This is a genomic window from Mesorhizobium sp. RIZ17, from assembly GCF_051127865.1.
Taxonomy (GTDB): Bacteria; Pseudomonadota; Alphaproteobacteria; order Rhizobiales; family Rhizobiaceae; genus Mesorhizobium; species Mesorhizobium humile.
On sequence record NZ_CP147861.1, the window covers coordinates 6,135,184 to 6,147,227 of the forward strand.

The window sequence follows — 12,044 nt, forward strand, 5'->3', positions numbered from 1 at the left end:
AATGAAGCGAGGACGGCTGCCGCTGACGGCGCTCAGGAGTTTTGAGACGGCCGGCCGGCATTTGAGCTTCAGCCGCGCGGCCGAGGAGCTTTATGTTTCGCAAGCCGCGATCAGCCGGCAGATCCGCGAGCTCGAAGCCTTCCTGCGCCAACCGCTGTTTGTTCGCCTCCACCGCCGCGTCGAACTGACGGATGCGGGACAAAGGCTGCTCGACCGATTGGTCAGAAGCTTCGACGACATCGACCGCGTGCTTTCCGAGCTGACGGCCTCGCCGGCGCAATCGGTGGTCCGCGTCAGCGTCGAGCCATCGCTGGCAGCCGTCTGGCTGGTGCCGCGGCTTAACCGCTTTCGCCAATTGCGACCCGACATCGACGTGTCCCTCGAAGTCGATCCGCGTCCGATCGAGTTCCGCAGCGACCAGCCCGAGCTCGCCTTGCGTTTCAGCGCGCACGCCACCTCATGGCCGCGCAGCGAGGCCGAGCGCCTGGCCTCGACCGTCGATTCTCCGGTTCTGTCCCCGGCGCTGCTGGCCGCTGGCCCTCCGCTGGAAAAGCCGATCGACCTTCGCCATTACACGCTGCTGCATGAGGAAAACCGCCAGGGTTGGGCGCGCTGGTTCCAGGCCGCCGGCGTGCCCGCCGACGCGGTCCCCGCGCGTGGCCCGATGCTGGCCGACGTCTCGCTTTCCAAGCAGGCCGCGCTGCTTGGCCACGGCGTGGCGCTTGGCGATCTCTTGCAGATCGGCGAGGAACTCGCGTCAGGCACTTTGATCAAACCGTTCGATATCGATGTCGCTTCCGGCGCCTACTGGCTGGTGGCGAGGAGCTTGGCGGATCTGCCGGAACCCGCCAAGGCGTTCGCCGACTGGATACGAAGCGAATTCGCCGTGACCAGAAGGGCTGCCTAGCCCTATCCTTAGGCCGCCTGTCCGGCGCGCTTCTTCTCGATCTGGCCGATCGCCTCGACCACCGCGTCGAAGGTCAGCATGGTCGAGGCGTGGCGCGCCTTGTAGTCGCGCACCGGCTCCAGATATTTGAGGTCGGCGAAACGGCCTTCCGGCGGCGCGCCGTTCTCCTTGAGCATCTTCAGCATGGTTTCGCGCACGGCGCGCAGTTCGTCGGCGCGGGCGCCGACCACATGCTGGGCCATGATCGACGACGAGGCCTGGCCGAGCGCGCAGGCCTTCACGTCATGGGCGAAATCGGTCACCACGTCGCCGTCCATCTTGAGGTCGACGGTCACCGTCGATCCGCACAATTTGGAATGCGCCCTGGCCGTCGCGTCGGCATCGTCGAGCCGGCCGATCCGCCCTATGTTTCCGGCAAAGCCGAGAATTTTCGCATTGTAGACGTCGTCGATCATATTTTTCCAATCCGTCGCCGCCCAGCGAACAGGCTTTGCCGCTCTCGCGTCTTCCTTTCGCTCCGCTGTAACCATATATAATGGTCGCAGTCGGGCATCGACAAGGCGATCAAAAGCCGCTGTCTTTGCTCATATGTTCACGCCGCTTGCGGGATGGAAATGGGCGATTTTCACCCAAAAGGTCGTGGTCCGTTCAACTCGTCCCACCTTTGAGTGGGACTACGGGAGACGCCTTTATGGATGCCGTCATCAAGAAAATCATGCCCCCCTCCGAATACTTGGAAAAGCCAGTCACCGACCGGCCGACCGAGGCGGAGGTCGAAGCTGCCGTGCGCACGCTTTTGCGCTGGACCGGCGACAATCCTGAACGCGAAGGCCTGATCGATACGCCGAAGCGTGTCACCAAAGCCTTCCGCGAAATGTTCAACGGCTACGACATGTGCCCGGCCGACGAGCTTGGCCGCACCTTCGAGGAGGTCGCCGGCTATGACGACCTCGTCATCGTCAGGGACATAAAGTTCCATTCGCATTGCGAGCACCACATGGTGCCGATCATCGGCAAGGCGCATGTCGGCTATCTGCCGGACGGCAAGGTCGTTGGCCTGTCGAAGATCGCGCGTGTCGTCGACATCTTCGCGCATCGCCTGCAGACGCAGGAAGCGATGACAGCGCAGATCGCCGGCGTCATCCAGGACGTGCTCAACCCGCGCGGCGTCGCCGTCATGCTCGAGGCCGAGCATATGTGCATGGCCATGCGCGGCATCCGCAAGCAGGGCTCGACCACGCTGACCTCGACCTTCACCGGCGTCTTCAAGGACACGCCGGAGGAGCAGATCCGCTTCGTCACCATGGTGCGCGCCGGCGGCTGATTGCCGGCCCTCGCCGGCCCAAACACATAAGGACCGGCGATGTCGGCACTGCAATTCCCGAAAGCCCCATCTGACAAGAAGGCGCTGGAGGAAGGTTCTGTCCTTTCTCCGCGCTTCGATGCCGCGGGCCTCGTCACCGTCGTCGTCACCGATGCCGGCGACGGCATGCTGTTGATGGTCGCGCATATGAATGCCGAGGCGCTGGCGCTTACGCTGGAGACCGGCATCGCCCACTACTGGTCGCGCTCCCGCAACGCGCTGTGGAAGAAGGGCGAGACCTCCGGCAATTTTCAGCACATCGTCGAGATGCGCACGGATTGTGACCAGGACGCGATATGGTTGCGCGTGAAAGTGTTGGGCCACGACGCAACTTGTCACACCGGTAGACGTTCCTGCTTTTATCGGACGGTGGGGCTGAACGACGGCAGAGCGACGCTTGCCGACGACGGCAGCAAGCCGCTGTTCGATACGGACCAAACGTATCGGAAGCCTCTGTGAACCGTTCAATATTCACAAACCACTCATATTCATTATTCTCAAACATCCTTGTGGTACAAGGGATATGGGACACGGGAGATCGTGATGCTCGAATGGGCGTCATTGCGCAGCAGACCTGACGTTCGGGAGGCCAACGGCCCCGCATCGTCCGGCGGCGTGCCCGATCCGAAGCCTGGCAGGAAAACAGGCATCTCGCTGGCGCTGGGCGGCGGATGCGCCCGCGGCTGGGCCCATATCGGCGTGCTGCGCGCGCTCGACGAGGCCGGCATCGAAGTGTCGATGATCGCCGGCACGTCGATCGGCGCCCTGGTCGGCGGCTGCTACCTTGCCGGCAAGCTCGACGAGTTGGAAGAGTTCGCCAGAAGCCTGACCAAGCGGCGCATCTTCGGCCTTCTCGATCTCAATCTGGGCGGCAGCGGCCTGTTCGGCGGCATGAAGCTCGATCGGCGCCTGCGCGAGCACCTCGACGGCGCCCGCTTCGAGGACCTGTCGAAACCCTTCGTCGCCGTCACTTCCGAAATCCGCACCGGCCATGAGATCTGGCTGTCGAGCGGCTCGCTCGTCACCGCCATGCGCGCCTCCTATGCGCTGCCGGGCGTCTTTGAGCCGGTCGCCTGCAACGGGCGCATGCTGGTCGACGGCGCCCTGGTCAATCCAGTGCCGGTGTCGGTCTGCCGCGCTTATGAGCAGCCGCTCGTCGTGGCGGTCAACCTGCATTACGACCTGTTCGGTCGGGCCGCCGTCATCAAGCACAGCGCCGGGGAACTCCTCGTTGAAAACGACGCGCCGCGTCCCGGCCAAGTCAATCCCCAATCGCACCAGACACGCCTTGGCATCACCGGCGTCATGGTCGAGGCCTTCAACATCATCCAGGACCGGATTTCGCGCGCGCGTCTCGCCGGCGATCCGCCGGATATGTCGCTGCAGCCCAAGCTCAGCCATATCGGCCTCACCGAATTCCACCGGGCAGACGAGGCGATCAGCCTGGGCTACCAGGCGACGAAGTCGCAGATCAACGAACTGACCCGGCTGCAGTCCGTGCTCATGTGAATTCCCGCTATCGTCGTTACGCCAGCGCCGCATCGCTGATGCGGAACTGCACCGTGCGGTTGCCGTTCCAGTAATTGCCCGACAGTGAACCGGCGATGTGCACGGTCCTGCCCCTGTTTTTAAACAGGAATTCGCCGAGCGCCGTGTCGACGGCGCGGAACGCGATGGCCTGAATGTTGCCGCCGCTTTGCGACTGCAGGTCCACCCGGATGTGGTTGGTGCCGATCGCGCGCGCGTCGGCCAGCCGGTGCCGCGGCAGCACGAATACCGGCGCGATGTGCCCGGCGCCGAATGGCCCGGCTTTCTCCAGCGCGTCGAGCAGCGCGATCGTGGCGCCCTCGGCAGCCAAGGCGCCGTCGATCGCCAGGCTTTCCTCGTTCTGCAGCCGGAACACGTCGGCCGCGGCGCGCTCCTCGAAGAAGGCGCGCAATTCGCCGAGCTTGGCGCGCTCGACGGTGATGCCGGCGGCCATCGCATGGCCGCCGCCCTTGACGATCAGCCCGGCCTCGGCTGCCTCGCGCACCAGCCGACCGAGATCGAAGCCGGTCACCGAACGGCCGGAGCCCGTGCCGATGCCGGTCGAATTGAAGGCGATGGCAAAGGCCGGCCGGCGCGCATAGTCCTTGAGCCGCGAAGCGATCAGCCCGACGATGCCCGGATGCCAGGTGTTGCTGGCGGTGACGATGACTGCCGGGCCGTTGCCGCCGGCAAGCTCCGCATCGGCCTCGGCGCGGGCCTGCGCCAGCATCTCTTGCTCCATCTGCTGCCGTTCCTGGTTCAGCCGGTCCAGCGTCTCGGCAATGCTTGCCGCCTCGACGGGATCGTCGGTGGCCAAAAGCCGGCTGCCGAGCGCGGCGTCGCCAATGCGGCCGCCGGCATTGATGCGCGGGCCGATCAGGAAGGACAGATGGAAGGTGTTGATCGGCTCGCCAATGCGCGAGACCCGCGCCAGCGCCGCCAGCCCCTCATTCTTCTGCTGGCGCAACACCTGCAGCCCCTTGACCACGAAGGCGCGGTTGACCCCGGTGAGCGGCACGACGTCGCAGACCGTTGCCAGCGCCACCAGATCGAGCATGGAAAGCAGATCGACCGGCGCGGCATTCGGCAACCTCTCGCGCAGCACCTTCGCCGTCTGCACCAGGCACAGGAAGACGACGCCGGCGGCGCACAGATGCCCCTGCCCCGACAGGTCGTCCTCGCGATTGGGATTGACCACGGCGTCCGCGGCCGGCAGCGGGCCGCCGACCTGGTGATGGTCGAGCACCACGACATCGGCGCCGGCCTCTCTGGCCGCATCGATCGAGGTCGCGCTGTTGGTGCCGCAGTCGACGGTGACGATCAGCTTCGCGCCGCGCGAGATCAGCTCCCGCATCGCTTCGGGATTGGGTCCGTAACCCTCGAAGATGCGGTCCGGGATGTAGATTTCCGACGGCGCCGAAAAATGCGTGAGAAAGCGTTTCAGGAGCGCCGACGACGCGGCGCCGTCGACGTCATAGTCGCCGAAGATCGCCACTTTTTCGTGGGCGACGACCGCATCGGCCAGCCTCGCCGCCGCTTTCTCCATGTCAGTCAGCGACGCCGGATTTGGCAGGAGCTCGCGAATGGTCGGATCGAGGAAGCGCTCGGTCTGCTCGGCGCTGACGCCGCGCCCGGCAAGCACCCGCGCCACGATGTCGGGCACGCCATGGCCCTGCGCGATGGCCAAGGCGGCCATGTCCTGCCGCTCGGTCAGCCGGTGTTCCCAGGAAACACCGGTCGCCGACTGCCTGACATCGAGGAAGAGGCGCTTTTCGCCGCTCAACTACGCTTTCCGCTTTTCAGCCTGGCGGCGGAGCCATTCGTCCGCCGCATCGCCCATGGACTTTCCCGTACCATCCTTGAGCCAGGCCATGAAAGGGCGGTCGAACCGAAATGCACTGCCGTATTCGCGCGCGAGAAGCGGCGCACATTCTGGGTATTGCGATAGGATTTTGTAATCACCGTGGCGCGCGAAATCGGATCCGCGCCAGTCGAACGCCTTCATCGTCAGATCCCTGCAGCCGGTATCGTCGTCGCTGAGATGGCTAACAACTGCGGTCCGACCTCGCAAGCAGGTCTAGAACTTATCCAGATCCTGGTGTCGCGCCTTGATCTCGCGCACCGTGCGCGAGGACGAGCGCAGCACGATCGTGTGCGTGGTAATGAAGGTGCGGCCGAACTTCACTCCGTCGAGGAGGTTGCCGTCGGTGACGCCGGTCGCCGCGAAGAGTACGTCGCCGCGCGCCATATCCTGGGCGCGATAGACGCGCTTCGGGTCGGAAATGCCCATCTTCTGCGCCCGCGCCACCTTCTCGGGCGTGTCGAGGATCAGCCGGCCCTGCATCTGTCCGCCGGTACAGCGCAGCGCAGCCGCCGCCAGCACGCCCTCCGGCGCGCCGCCGGTGCCGAGATAGATGTCGATGCCGGTTTCGTCGGGATCAGTGGTGTGGATGACGCCCGCGACATCGCCGTCGCCGATCAGCCGGATCGCGGCGCCCGTGGCGCGTACGGCGTCGATCAGCCTGGCATGACGCGGCCGGTCGAGGATGCAGGCGGTTATGTCGGAGACGCCGACGCCCTTGGCCTTGGCCAGATTGGCGAGGTTCTCGACCGGCGAGGCGTCGATGTCGATCAGGTCTTCGGGATAGCCGGGGCCAATGGCGATCTTGTCCATGTAGACGTCGGGCGCAAACAGCAGGCTGCCCTTTTCCGCGATGGCGATGACGGCCAGCGCGTTGGGCAGGTTCTTGGCGCAGATCGTCGTGCCTTCGAGCGGATCGAGCGCGATGTCGACGGCCGGACCTTTGCCGGTGCCGACTTCCTCGCCGATATAGAGCATCGGCGCCTCGTCGCGCTCGCCCTCGCCGATCACCACCGTGCCTTTGATGGCCAACCGGTTGAGCTCATGGCGCATGGCGTCGACCGCCACCTGGTCGGCGGCCTTCTCGTCACCGCGCCCGCGCAGCCTTGCCGCCGCGACCGCCGCACGCTCGGTGACGCGCACGACTTCCATGGCAAGGATCCGGTCGAGACCAGCGACGATGTTCTGGGCGATGTTCATGGATTACGCGTTCCTCGTTGTCATGAGAGCGGTTCAGTTCTGAGCCGCTCCAGTTGTTGCTTCGAGCAATTCCAGAACGGTCGAGCGCCGGAATTGCTCCGCCTCCCGCCAGAGGCGCGCTTCTTCTGGCAAAGCTCCATGACAACGGCAAGACTCAGCCTGTCACTTTTCGAAATGACAGCAAAATCAATCGATTGAAGGCAAAAACGGACTTGGCTTATTCGGCCCGCTCGATGCGGATCACCTGCGGCTTGTCGGTCAGATGACCGTCCTTGGTGATGCCTTCTACGGCCTTGCGCACCGCCGCTTCCGTCGTCTCGTGGGTAACGAGGATGACAGTCTTCTGCGCCTTCGTTTCGGCGCCAGCCGCCTGCTGGACGATCGATTCCAGCGAGATGTCGTTGTCGGCCATGCGCTTGGCTATGGCCGCGAAGACGCCGGTGCGGTCATGCACGGTCAGCCGGATGAAATAGCCGCCGGCATGACTGCGCATCTGCGCCTTCTTGTAGGGCTTCAGTTCCTTCGCCGGCCAGCCGAAGACCGGCCCATGCTGGAAACCTGGCCGGCTCTTGGCGATGTCGGCAATGTCGCCGACGACCGCCGAAGCGGTGGCATTGCCGCCCGCGCCCGGACCCGAGAGCAGGAGCTCACCGAGGATATCGGTCTCGATCGCCACCGCGTTGGTGACGCCATGCACCTGCGCGATGACCGAAGCCGTCGGCACCATGGTCGGGTGCACGCGCTGTTCGATGCCGCTGTCGGTGCGCTGCGCGACGCCGAGCAGCTTGATGCGGTAACCGAGGTCGCCCGCCGCGCGGATGTCGGCCTGGGTGATGTTGGAGATGCCTTCCATGTAGATGTCACCGGCGGCGATCTTCGTCCCAAACGCAAGGCTGGTCAGGATCGACAATTTGTGCGCCGTGTCGTGGCCCTCGATATCGAAGGTCGGATCGGCCTCGGCGTAACCCAGCCGCTGCGCGTCCTTCAGGCAGGCGTCGAAGGAGATGCCTTCGGCCTCCATGCGGGTCAGGATGTAGTTGCAGGTACCGTTGAGGATGCCGAAGACACGCGTCACCGCGTTGCCTGCCATCGCCTCGCGCATCGTCTTGATGACCGGGATGCCGCCGGCCACCGCCGCCTCGTAATTGAGCAGCACGCCCTTCTTCTCGGCGATCTCGGCAAGCTGCACGCCGTGCTTGGCAAGCAGCGCCTTGTTGGCGGTGACGACATGGCGGCCGGCCTCGAGCGCCGCCTTCACCGACTGCCGCGCCGGCCCCTCGTCGCCGCCGATCAGCTCGACGAAGACGTCGATATCGGCCTTCTCGGCCAGCTTGACCGGGTCGTCGAACCATTTCGCGGTGCTGAGATCGATGCCGCGGTCGCGCTTCGGGTCGCGGGCCGATACGGCCGTCACGACGACGTCGCGGCCGCACTGGCGGGTGAGCTCGGCCGCCTTGTCGCGCAGCACGCGCGCCACCGAGGCGCCGACCGTGCCGAGGCCGGCAATTCCAACACGCAACGCTTCAGCCATGTCCGGCGACGCCCCTCAAATTCTACGGGATATAAGGCAAACTCAGCGACGAGCGGTGAGCGGCACCACGTTGTTGGGCTGCTTGGCGGTGGTCGCGAGGAACTTCTTGATGTTGCGTGCCGCCTGGCGGATCCGGTGCTCGTTCTCGACCAGCGCCACGCGCACATAGTCGTCGCCATGCTCGCCGAAGCCGACACCCGGCGCCACCGCGACATCCGCATGCTCGATGAGCAGCTTGGAGAATTCGAGCGAGCCGAGATGACGGAACTGCTCCGGGATCGGCGCCCAGGCGAACATCGAGGCTGCGGGCGCGGGAATAGTCCAGCCGGCGCGGCTGAAGGAATCGACCATCACGTCGCGCCGCTTGTGGTAGACCTCGCGCACCTCCTCGATGTCGGCGCCGTCGCCGTTCAGCGCATGCGCCGCCGCCACCTGGATCGGCGTGAACGCGCCGTAGTCGAGATAGGACTTCACCCGCGTCAGCGCCGAAATCAGCCGTTCGTTGCCGACCGCGAAGCCCATGCGCCATCCGGGCATGGAAAAGGTCTTCGACATCGAGGTGAACTCGACGCAGACATCCATCGCGCCCGGCACCTGCAGCACCGACGGCGGCGGGTTGCCGTCGAAATAGATTTCCGAATAGGCGAGGTCCGACAGGATGATGATGTCGTTCTTCTTCGCGAAGGCGACCACGTCCTTGTAGAAGTCGAGCGAGGCGACGAGCGCCGTCGGGTTCGACGGATAGTTGAGGATCAGCGCCAGCGGCTTCGGGATCGAATGGCGGATGCCGCGCTCGACCGCCGGAATGAAGCCGTCATCGGGCTCGACCTGAAGCGAGCGGATCACCCCGCCCGACATGATGAAGCCGAAAGCATGGATCGGATAGGTCGGATTGGGGCACAGGATGACGTCGCCGGGCGCGGTGATCGCCTGCGCCATGTTGGCGAAGCCCTCTTTCGAGCCGAGCGTCGCCACCACTTGCGTGTCGGGGTTGAGCTTCACGCCGAAGCGGCGCTGATAATAATTCGCCTGGGCGCGGCGCAGGCCGGGAATGCCGCGCGACGAGGAATAGCGATGCGTGCGCGGATCGCGCACCACTTCGCACAATTTGTCGACGATAGCCTTCGGCGTCGGCAGGTCCGGATTGCCCATGCCAAGGTCGATGATGTCGGCGCCGCGCGAACGGGCGCTGGCCTTCAGCCGATTGACCTGCTCGAACACGTAAGGCGGAAGCCGGCGGACCTTGTGAAATTCTTCCATTGGAGTTCCAGACGATCAAAGGGGGGCGCTTTCGGCGCGCGATATAAACCTAATTGCAGCTAGGGTCGAGGGCAGGGTCGCATTTGCCCTCGATCTGCTTCAGCGTGTCGTCGCCATGCGTCTTGGCAAGCTTGTTGAGCGCTGCCGCATTCGCCGGTGCCTTGACGCTGCCGCCCTTGGCGGCCTGCGCCTGCTCCTCGGCCTTGAGCTGGGCGAGGTTCGCAGCGGTCTCTTCCTTGGTGAGCTGCTTGGCGGCCACCGGCGGCGGGACATTGAGGTTCGGATAGGAGCCGGTGTCCTTCGGGCCTTCGGTCAGGGACGTCGGGGCCGCATTGTTCGTGCTGGTGCTCGTGCAGCCGCCGGCGGGCAGCAGGACGCCGACCAGCCCGGCCACGACCGCCATGCGGCAAATCGAACCCGGCCTGAGAAAAAAAGTCCCGCCAACATTAATCGTCATATTGTTTTCCTGGCAGCCGGGTTACAGCGAATTGGACCCGGTCAGATGTCCCATGGTAATATGTCAAGAAAACGCTCCGGCAGGAACCCCGCGAACCATGTCCAAACCTGACGATTCGGACAAAGCGGAAGATGGCGGACCTTCGGCCATCGAGCAATATCTGGTGAAGGACCCCGAGCGTTTTGCCTTGAACATGGCGCGCATGATCGAGCAGGCCGGCAAGGCGGCTTCCGCCTGGACCGAACCGCGCGAGAAGGGCGAAGTGCGCGATCATGTCGCCGAGCCCGTCGTCGACATGGTCAAGACTTTCTCCAAGCTCTCGGAATACTGGCTGGGCGACCCGCAACGCGCGCTCGAAGCGCAGACGCGACTGTTCGCCGGCTATATGACTGTCTGGGCGAACGCCATCCAAAAGGTCAATCCCAACGCCGAAGCGCCGCAGGACGCGGTCCAGCCCGAGCGCGGCGACAAGCGCTTCCAGGACCCGGAGTGGGGCCGCAACGCCTTCTTCGATTTCCTCAAGCAGGCCTATCTCGTCACCTCGCGCTGGGCGAACGAGTTGGTCGAGCATGCCGAGGGCCTGGACGAGCACACGCGCCACAAGGCGAGCTTCTACGTCAAGCAGGTGTCTAACGCGATCGCGCCGTCGAACTTCATCCTGACCAACCCGGAGCTGTTCCGCGAGACCATGGCCTCGAACGGCGAGAACCTCGTGCGTGGCATGAAGATGCTGGCCGAGGACATCGCCGCCGGCCGAGGCGACCTGAAGTTGCGCCAGGCGGATTACACGCCGTTCGAAATCGGCAAGAACATCGCCACCACGCCCGGCAAGGTCATCGGCCGCAGCGACGTCGCCGAGATCATCCAATACGACCCGGCGACGGAGACGGTGCTGAAACGGCCGCTGCTGATCTGTCCGCCATGGATCAATAAGTTCTATATTCTCGACCTCAACCCGCAGAAATCCTTCATCCGCTGGGCCATCGAGCAGGGCCACACCGTCTTCGTCATCTCCTGGATCAATCCGGACGAGCGCCACGGCGCCAAGGGCTGGGAGGCTTATATCCGCGAAGGCCTGCAATTCGGCCTCGACATGGTGGAGAAGGCCACCGGAGAGAAGGAGGTCAACGCCATCGGCTACTGCGTCGGCGGCACGCTGCTTGGCGCGGCGCTGGCCCTGCTGGCGCAAGAGGGCGACCATCGCATCAAGTCGGCCACCTTCTTCACCACGCAGGTCGACTTCACCTATGCCGGCGACCTCAAGGTGTTCGTCGACGAGGACCAGGTCGCCGCGGTCGAGCGCTCGATGAGCGAAAAGGGCTATCTGGATGGCACCAAGATGGCGACCGCCTTCAACATGCTGCGCTCGGGCGACCTGATCTGGCCCTATGTCGTCAACAACTATATGCGCGGCAAGGAGCCCCTTCCCTTCGACCTGCTCTACTGGAATTCCGATTCCACGCGAATGGCGGCGGCCAACCACTCCTTCTATCTGCGCAACTGCTATCTCGAGAACAATCTCTCGCGCGGGGTGATGGAGCTTGCCGGGCGCAAGGTCTCGCTCGCCGACATCACGATCCCGGTCTACAACCTGGCCACGAAGGAAGACCACATCGCGCCGGCGCTTTCGGTGTTCCTGGGATCGCAATTTTTCGGCGGCGACGTCGAATATGTGATGGCGGGTTCCGGCCATATCGCGGGCGTCGTCAATCCGCCCGCCGCCAGGAAATATCAGTACTGGACCGGCGGCAAGCCGGTGGGGGACTTCAACGCATGGCTCGCCGCGGCGCACGAGCATCCAGGCTCGTGGTGGACACACTGGCAGCACTGGATCGAGAACCAGGACGACATCCGCGTACCCGCCCGCAAACCCGGCAAGCGTATGAAAACCTTGGGAGATGCGCCGGGCAGCTATGTCAAGGTGCGCGTGTAACGGGC

General features: G+C 64.5%; 12 protein-coding genes. 5 read left to right on the forward strand and 7 right to left on the reverse strand.

The window, feature by feature from the left end:
* The first annotated feature begins 1 nt into the window (after nt 1).
* A complete protein-coding gene (locus WDX12_RS29880; protein ID WP_434723014.1) occupies nt 2–907 on the forward strand; it encodes a LysR substrate-binding domain-containing protein in 906 nt (301 codons plus the stop codon).
* Nucleotides 908–915: 8 nt separating this feature from the next.
* Here WDX12_RS29880 and WDX12_RS29885 read toward each other — a convergent pair whose 3' ends face one another.
* Nucleotides 916–1,362, reverse strand: coding sequence for an iron-sulfur cluster assembly scaffold protein (locus tag WDX12_RS29885; RefSeq protein WP_434723015.1), 447 nt, complete (start codon nt 1,360–1,362; stop codon nt 916–918).
* A gap of 236 nt (nt 1,363–1,598) precedes the next feature.
* Here WDX12_RS29885 and folE point away from each other — a divergent pair, with 236 nt between their 5' ends.
* The 3 genes from folE to WDX12_RS29900 all read left to right on the forward strand — a co-directional run bounded on the left by folE (nt 1,599) and on the right by WDX12_RS29900 (nt 3,779).
* Nucleotides 1,599–2,231: a GTP cyclohydrolase I FolE gene (gene folE, locus WDX12_RS29890; protein ID WP_320295491.1), complete on the forward strand. Its 633-nt coding sequence runs from the start codon at nt 1,599–1,601 to the stop codon at nt 2,229–2,231.
* Nucleotides 2,232–2,270: 39 nt separating this feature from the next.
* On the forward strand, nt 2,271–2,729 hold the full coding sequence (gene hisI, locus WDX12_RS29895; protein WP_434723016.1) for a phosphoribosyl-AMP cyclohydrolase: 459 nt from the start codon (nt 2,271–2,273) through the stop codon (nt 2,727–2,729).
* An 84-nt stretch (nt 2,730–2,813) separates the two neighbouring features.
* Nucleotides 2,814–3,779, forward strand: a complete 966-nt coding sequence (locus WDX12_RS29900; protein ID WP_320295489.1) for a patatin family protein — start codon at nt 2,814–2,816, stop codon at nt 3,777–3,779.
* 16 nt (nt 3,780–3,795) lie between these two features.
* On the opposite strand, the gene recJ is transcribed toward WDX12_RS29900, so the two are convergent.
* The 6 genes from recJ to WDX12_RS29930 all read right to left on the reverse strand — a co-directional run bounded on the left by recJ (nt 3,796) and on the right by WDX12_RS29930 (nt 10,106).
* Nucleotides 3,796–5,580 carry a single-stranded-DNA-specific exonuclease RecJ gene (gene recJ, locus WDX12_RS29905; RefSeq protein ID WP_434723017.1) on the reverse strand — a complete coding sequence of 595 codons (1,785 nt, stop codon included), beginning with the start codon at nt 5,578–5,580 and terminating at the stop codon, nt 3,796–3,798.
* Nucleotides 5,581–5,802 (reverse strand): DUF6434 domain-containing protein, encoded by a 222-nt coding sequence (locus tag WDX12_RS29910; RefSeq protein ID WP_434723018.1) that lies wholly within the window; start codon nt 5,800–5,802, stop codon nt 5,581–5,583.
* 72 nt (nt 5,803–5,874) lie between these two features.
* Nucleotides 5,875–6,858, reverse strand: a complete 984-nt coding sequence (gene glpX, locus WDX12_RS29915) for a class II fructose-bisphosphatase (RefSeq protein ID WP_434723019.1) — start codon at nt 6,856–6,858, stop codon at nt 5,875–5,877.
* 217 nt (nt 6,859–7,075) lie between these two features.
* Complete coding sequence (locus tag WDX12_RS29920) at nt 7,076–8,389, reverse strand: homoserine dehydrogenase (RefSeq protein ID WP_434723020.1); 1,314 nt, start codon at nt 8,387–8,389, stop codon at nt 7,076–7,078.
* Between the two features lie 42 nt (nt 8,390–8,431).
* Nucleotides 8,432–9,649 carry an LL-diaminopimelate aminotransferase gene (locus tag WDX12_RS29925; protein WP_434723021.1) on the reverse strand — a complete coding sequence of 406 codons (1,218 nt, stop codon included), beginning with the start codon at nt 9,647–9,649 and terminating at the stop codon, nt 8,432–8,434.
* Nucleotides 9,650–9,698: 49 nt separating this feature from the next.
* Nucleotides 9,699–10,106 carry a hypothetical protein gene (locus WDX12_RS29930; protein WP_434723022.1) on the reverse strand — a complete coding sequence of 136 codons (408 nt, stop codon included), beginning with the start codon at nt 10,104–10,106 and terminating at the stop codon, nt 9,699–9,701.
* Nucleotides 10,107–10,203: 97 nt separating this feature from the next.
* Here WDX12_RS29930 and phaC point away from each other — a divergent pair, with 97 nt between their 5' ends.
* Nucleotides 10,204–12,039 (forward strand): class I poly(R)-hydroxyalkanoic acid synthase, encoded by a 1,836-nt coding sequence (gene phaC / locus WDX12_RS29935; RefSeq protein WP_434723023.1) that lies wholly within the window; start codon nt 10,204–10,206, stop codon nt 12,037–12,039.
* Nucleotides 12,040–12,044: the final 5 nt, after the last annotated feature.

Bases quoted from the DNA above. Each gene is read 5' to 3' on its own strand.
- folE (WP_320295491.1), top strand. From the start codon at position 1,599: ATGGATGCCGTCATCAAGAAAATCATGCCCCCCTCCGAATACTTGGAA.
- phaC (WP_434723023.1), top strand. From the start codon at position 10,204: ATGTCCAAACCTGACGATTCGGACAAAGCGGAAGATGGCGGACCTTCG.
- WDX12_RS29885 (WP_434723015.1), bottom strand. From the start codon at position 1,362: ATGATCGACGACGTCTACAATGCGAAAATTCTCGGCTTTGCCGGAAAC.
- WDX12_RS29920 (WP_434723020.1), bottom strand. From the start codon at position 8,389: ATGGCTGAAGCGTTGCGTGTTGGAATTGCCGGCCTCGGCACGGTCGGC.
- glpX (WP_434723019.1), bottom strand. From the start codon at position 6,858: ATGAACATCGCCCAGAACATCGTCGCTGGTCTCGACCGGATCCTTGCC.
- WDX12_RS29900 (WP_320295489.1), top strand. From the start codon at position 2,814: ATGCTCGAATGGGCGTCATTGCGCAGCAGACCTGACGTTCGGGAGGCC.
- WDX12_RS29925 (WP_434723021.1), bottom strand. From the start codon at position 9,649: ATGGAAGAATTTCACAAGGTCCGCCGGCTTCCGCCTTACGTGTTCGAG.
- hisI (WP_434723016.1), top strand. From the start codon at position 2,271: ATGTCGGCACTGCAATTCCCGAAAGCCCCATCTGACAAGAAGGCGCTG.
- WDX12_RS29930 (WP_434723022.1), bottom strand. From the start codon at position 10,106: ATGACGATTAATGTTGGCGGGACTTTTTTTCTCAGGCCGGGTTCGATT.
- WDX12_RS29880 (WP_434723014.1), top strand. From the start codon at position 2: ATGAAGCGAGGACGGCTGCCGCTGACGGCGCTCAGGAGTTTTGAGACG.
- WDX12_RS29910 (WP_434723018.1), bottom strand. From the start codon at position 5,802: ATGAAGGCGTTCGACTGGCGCGGATCCGATTTCGCGCGCCACGGTGAT.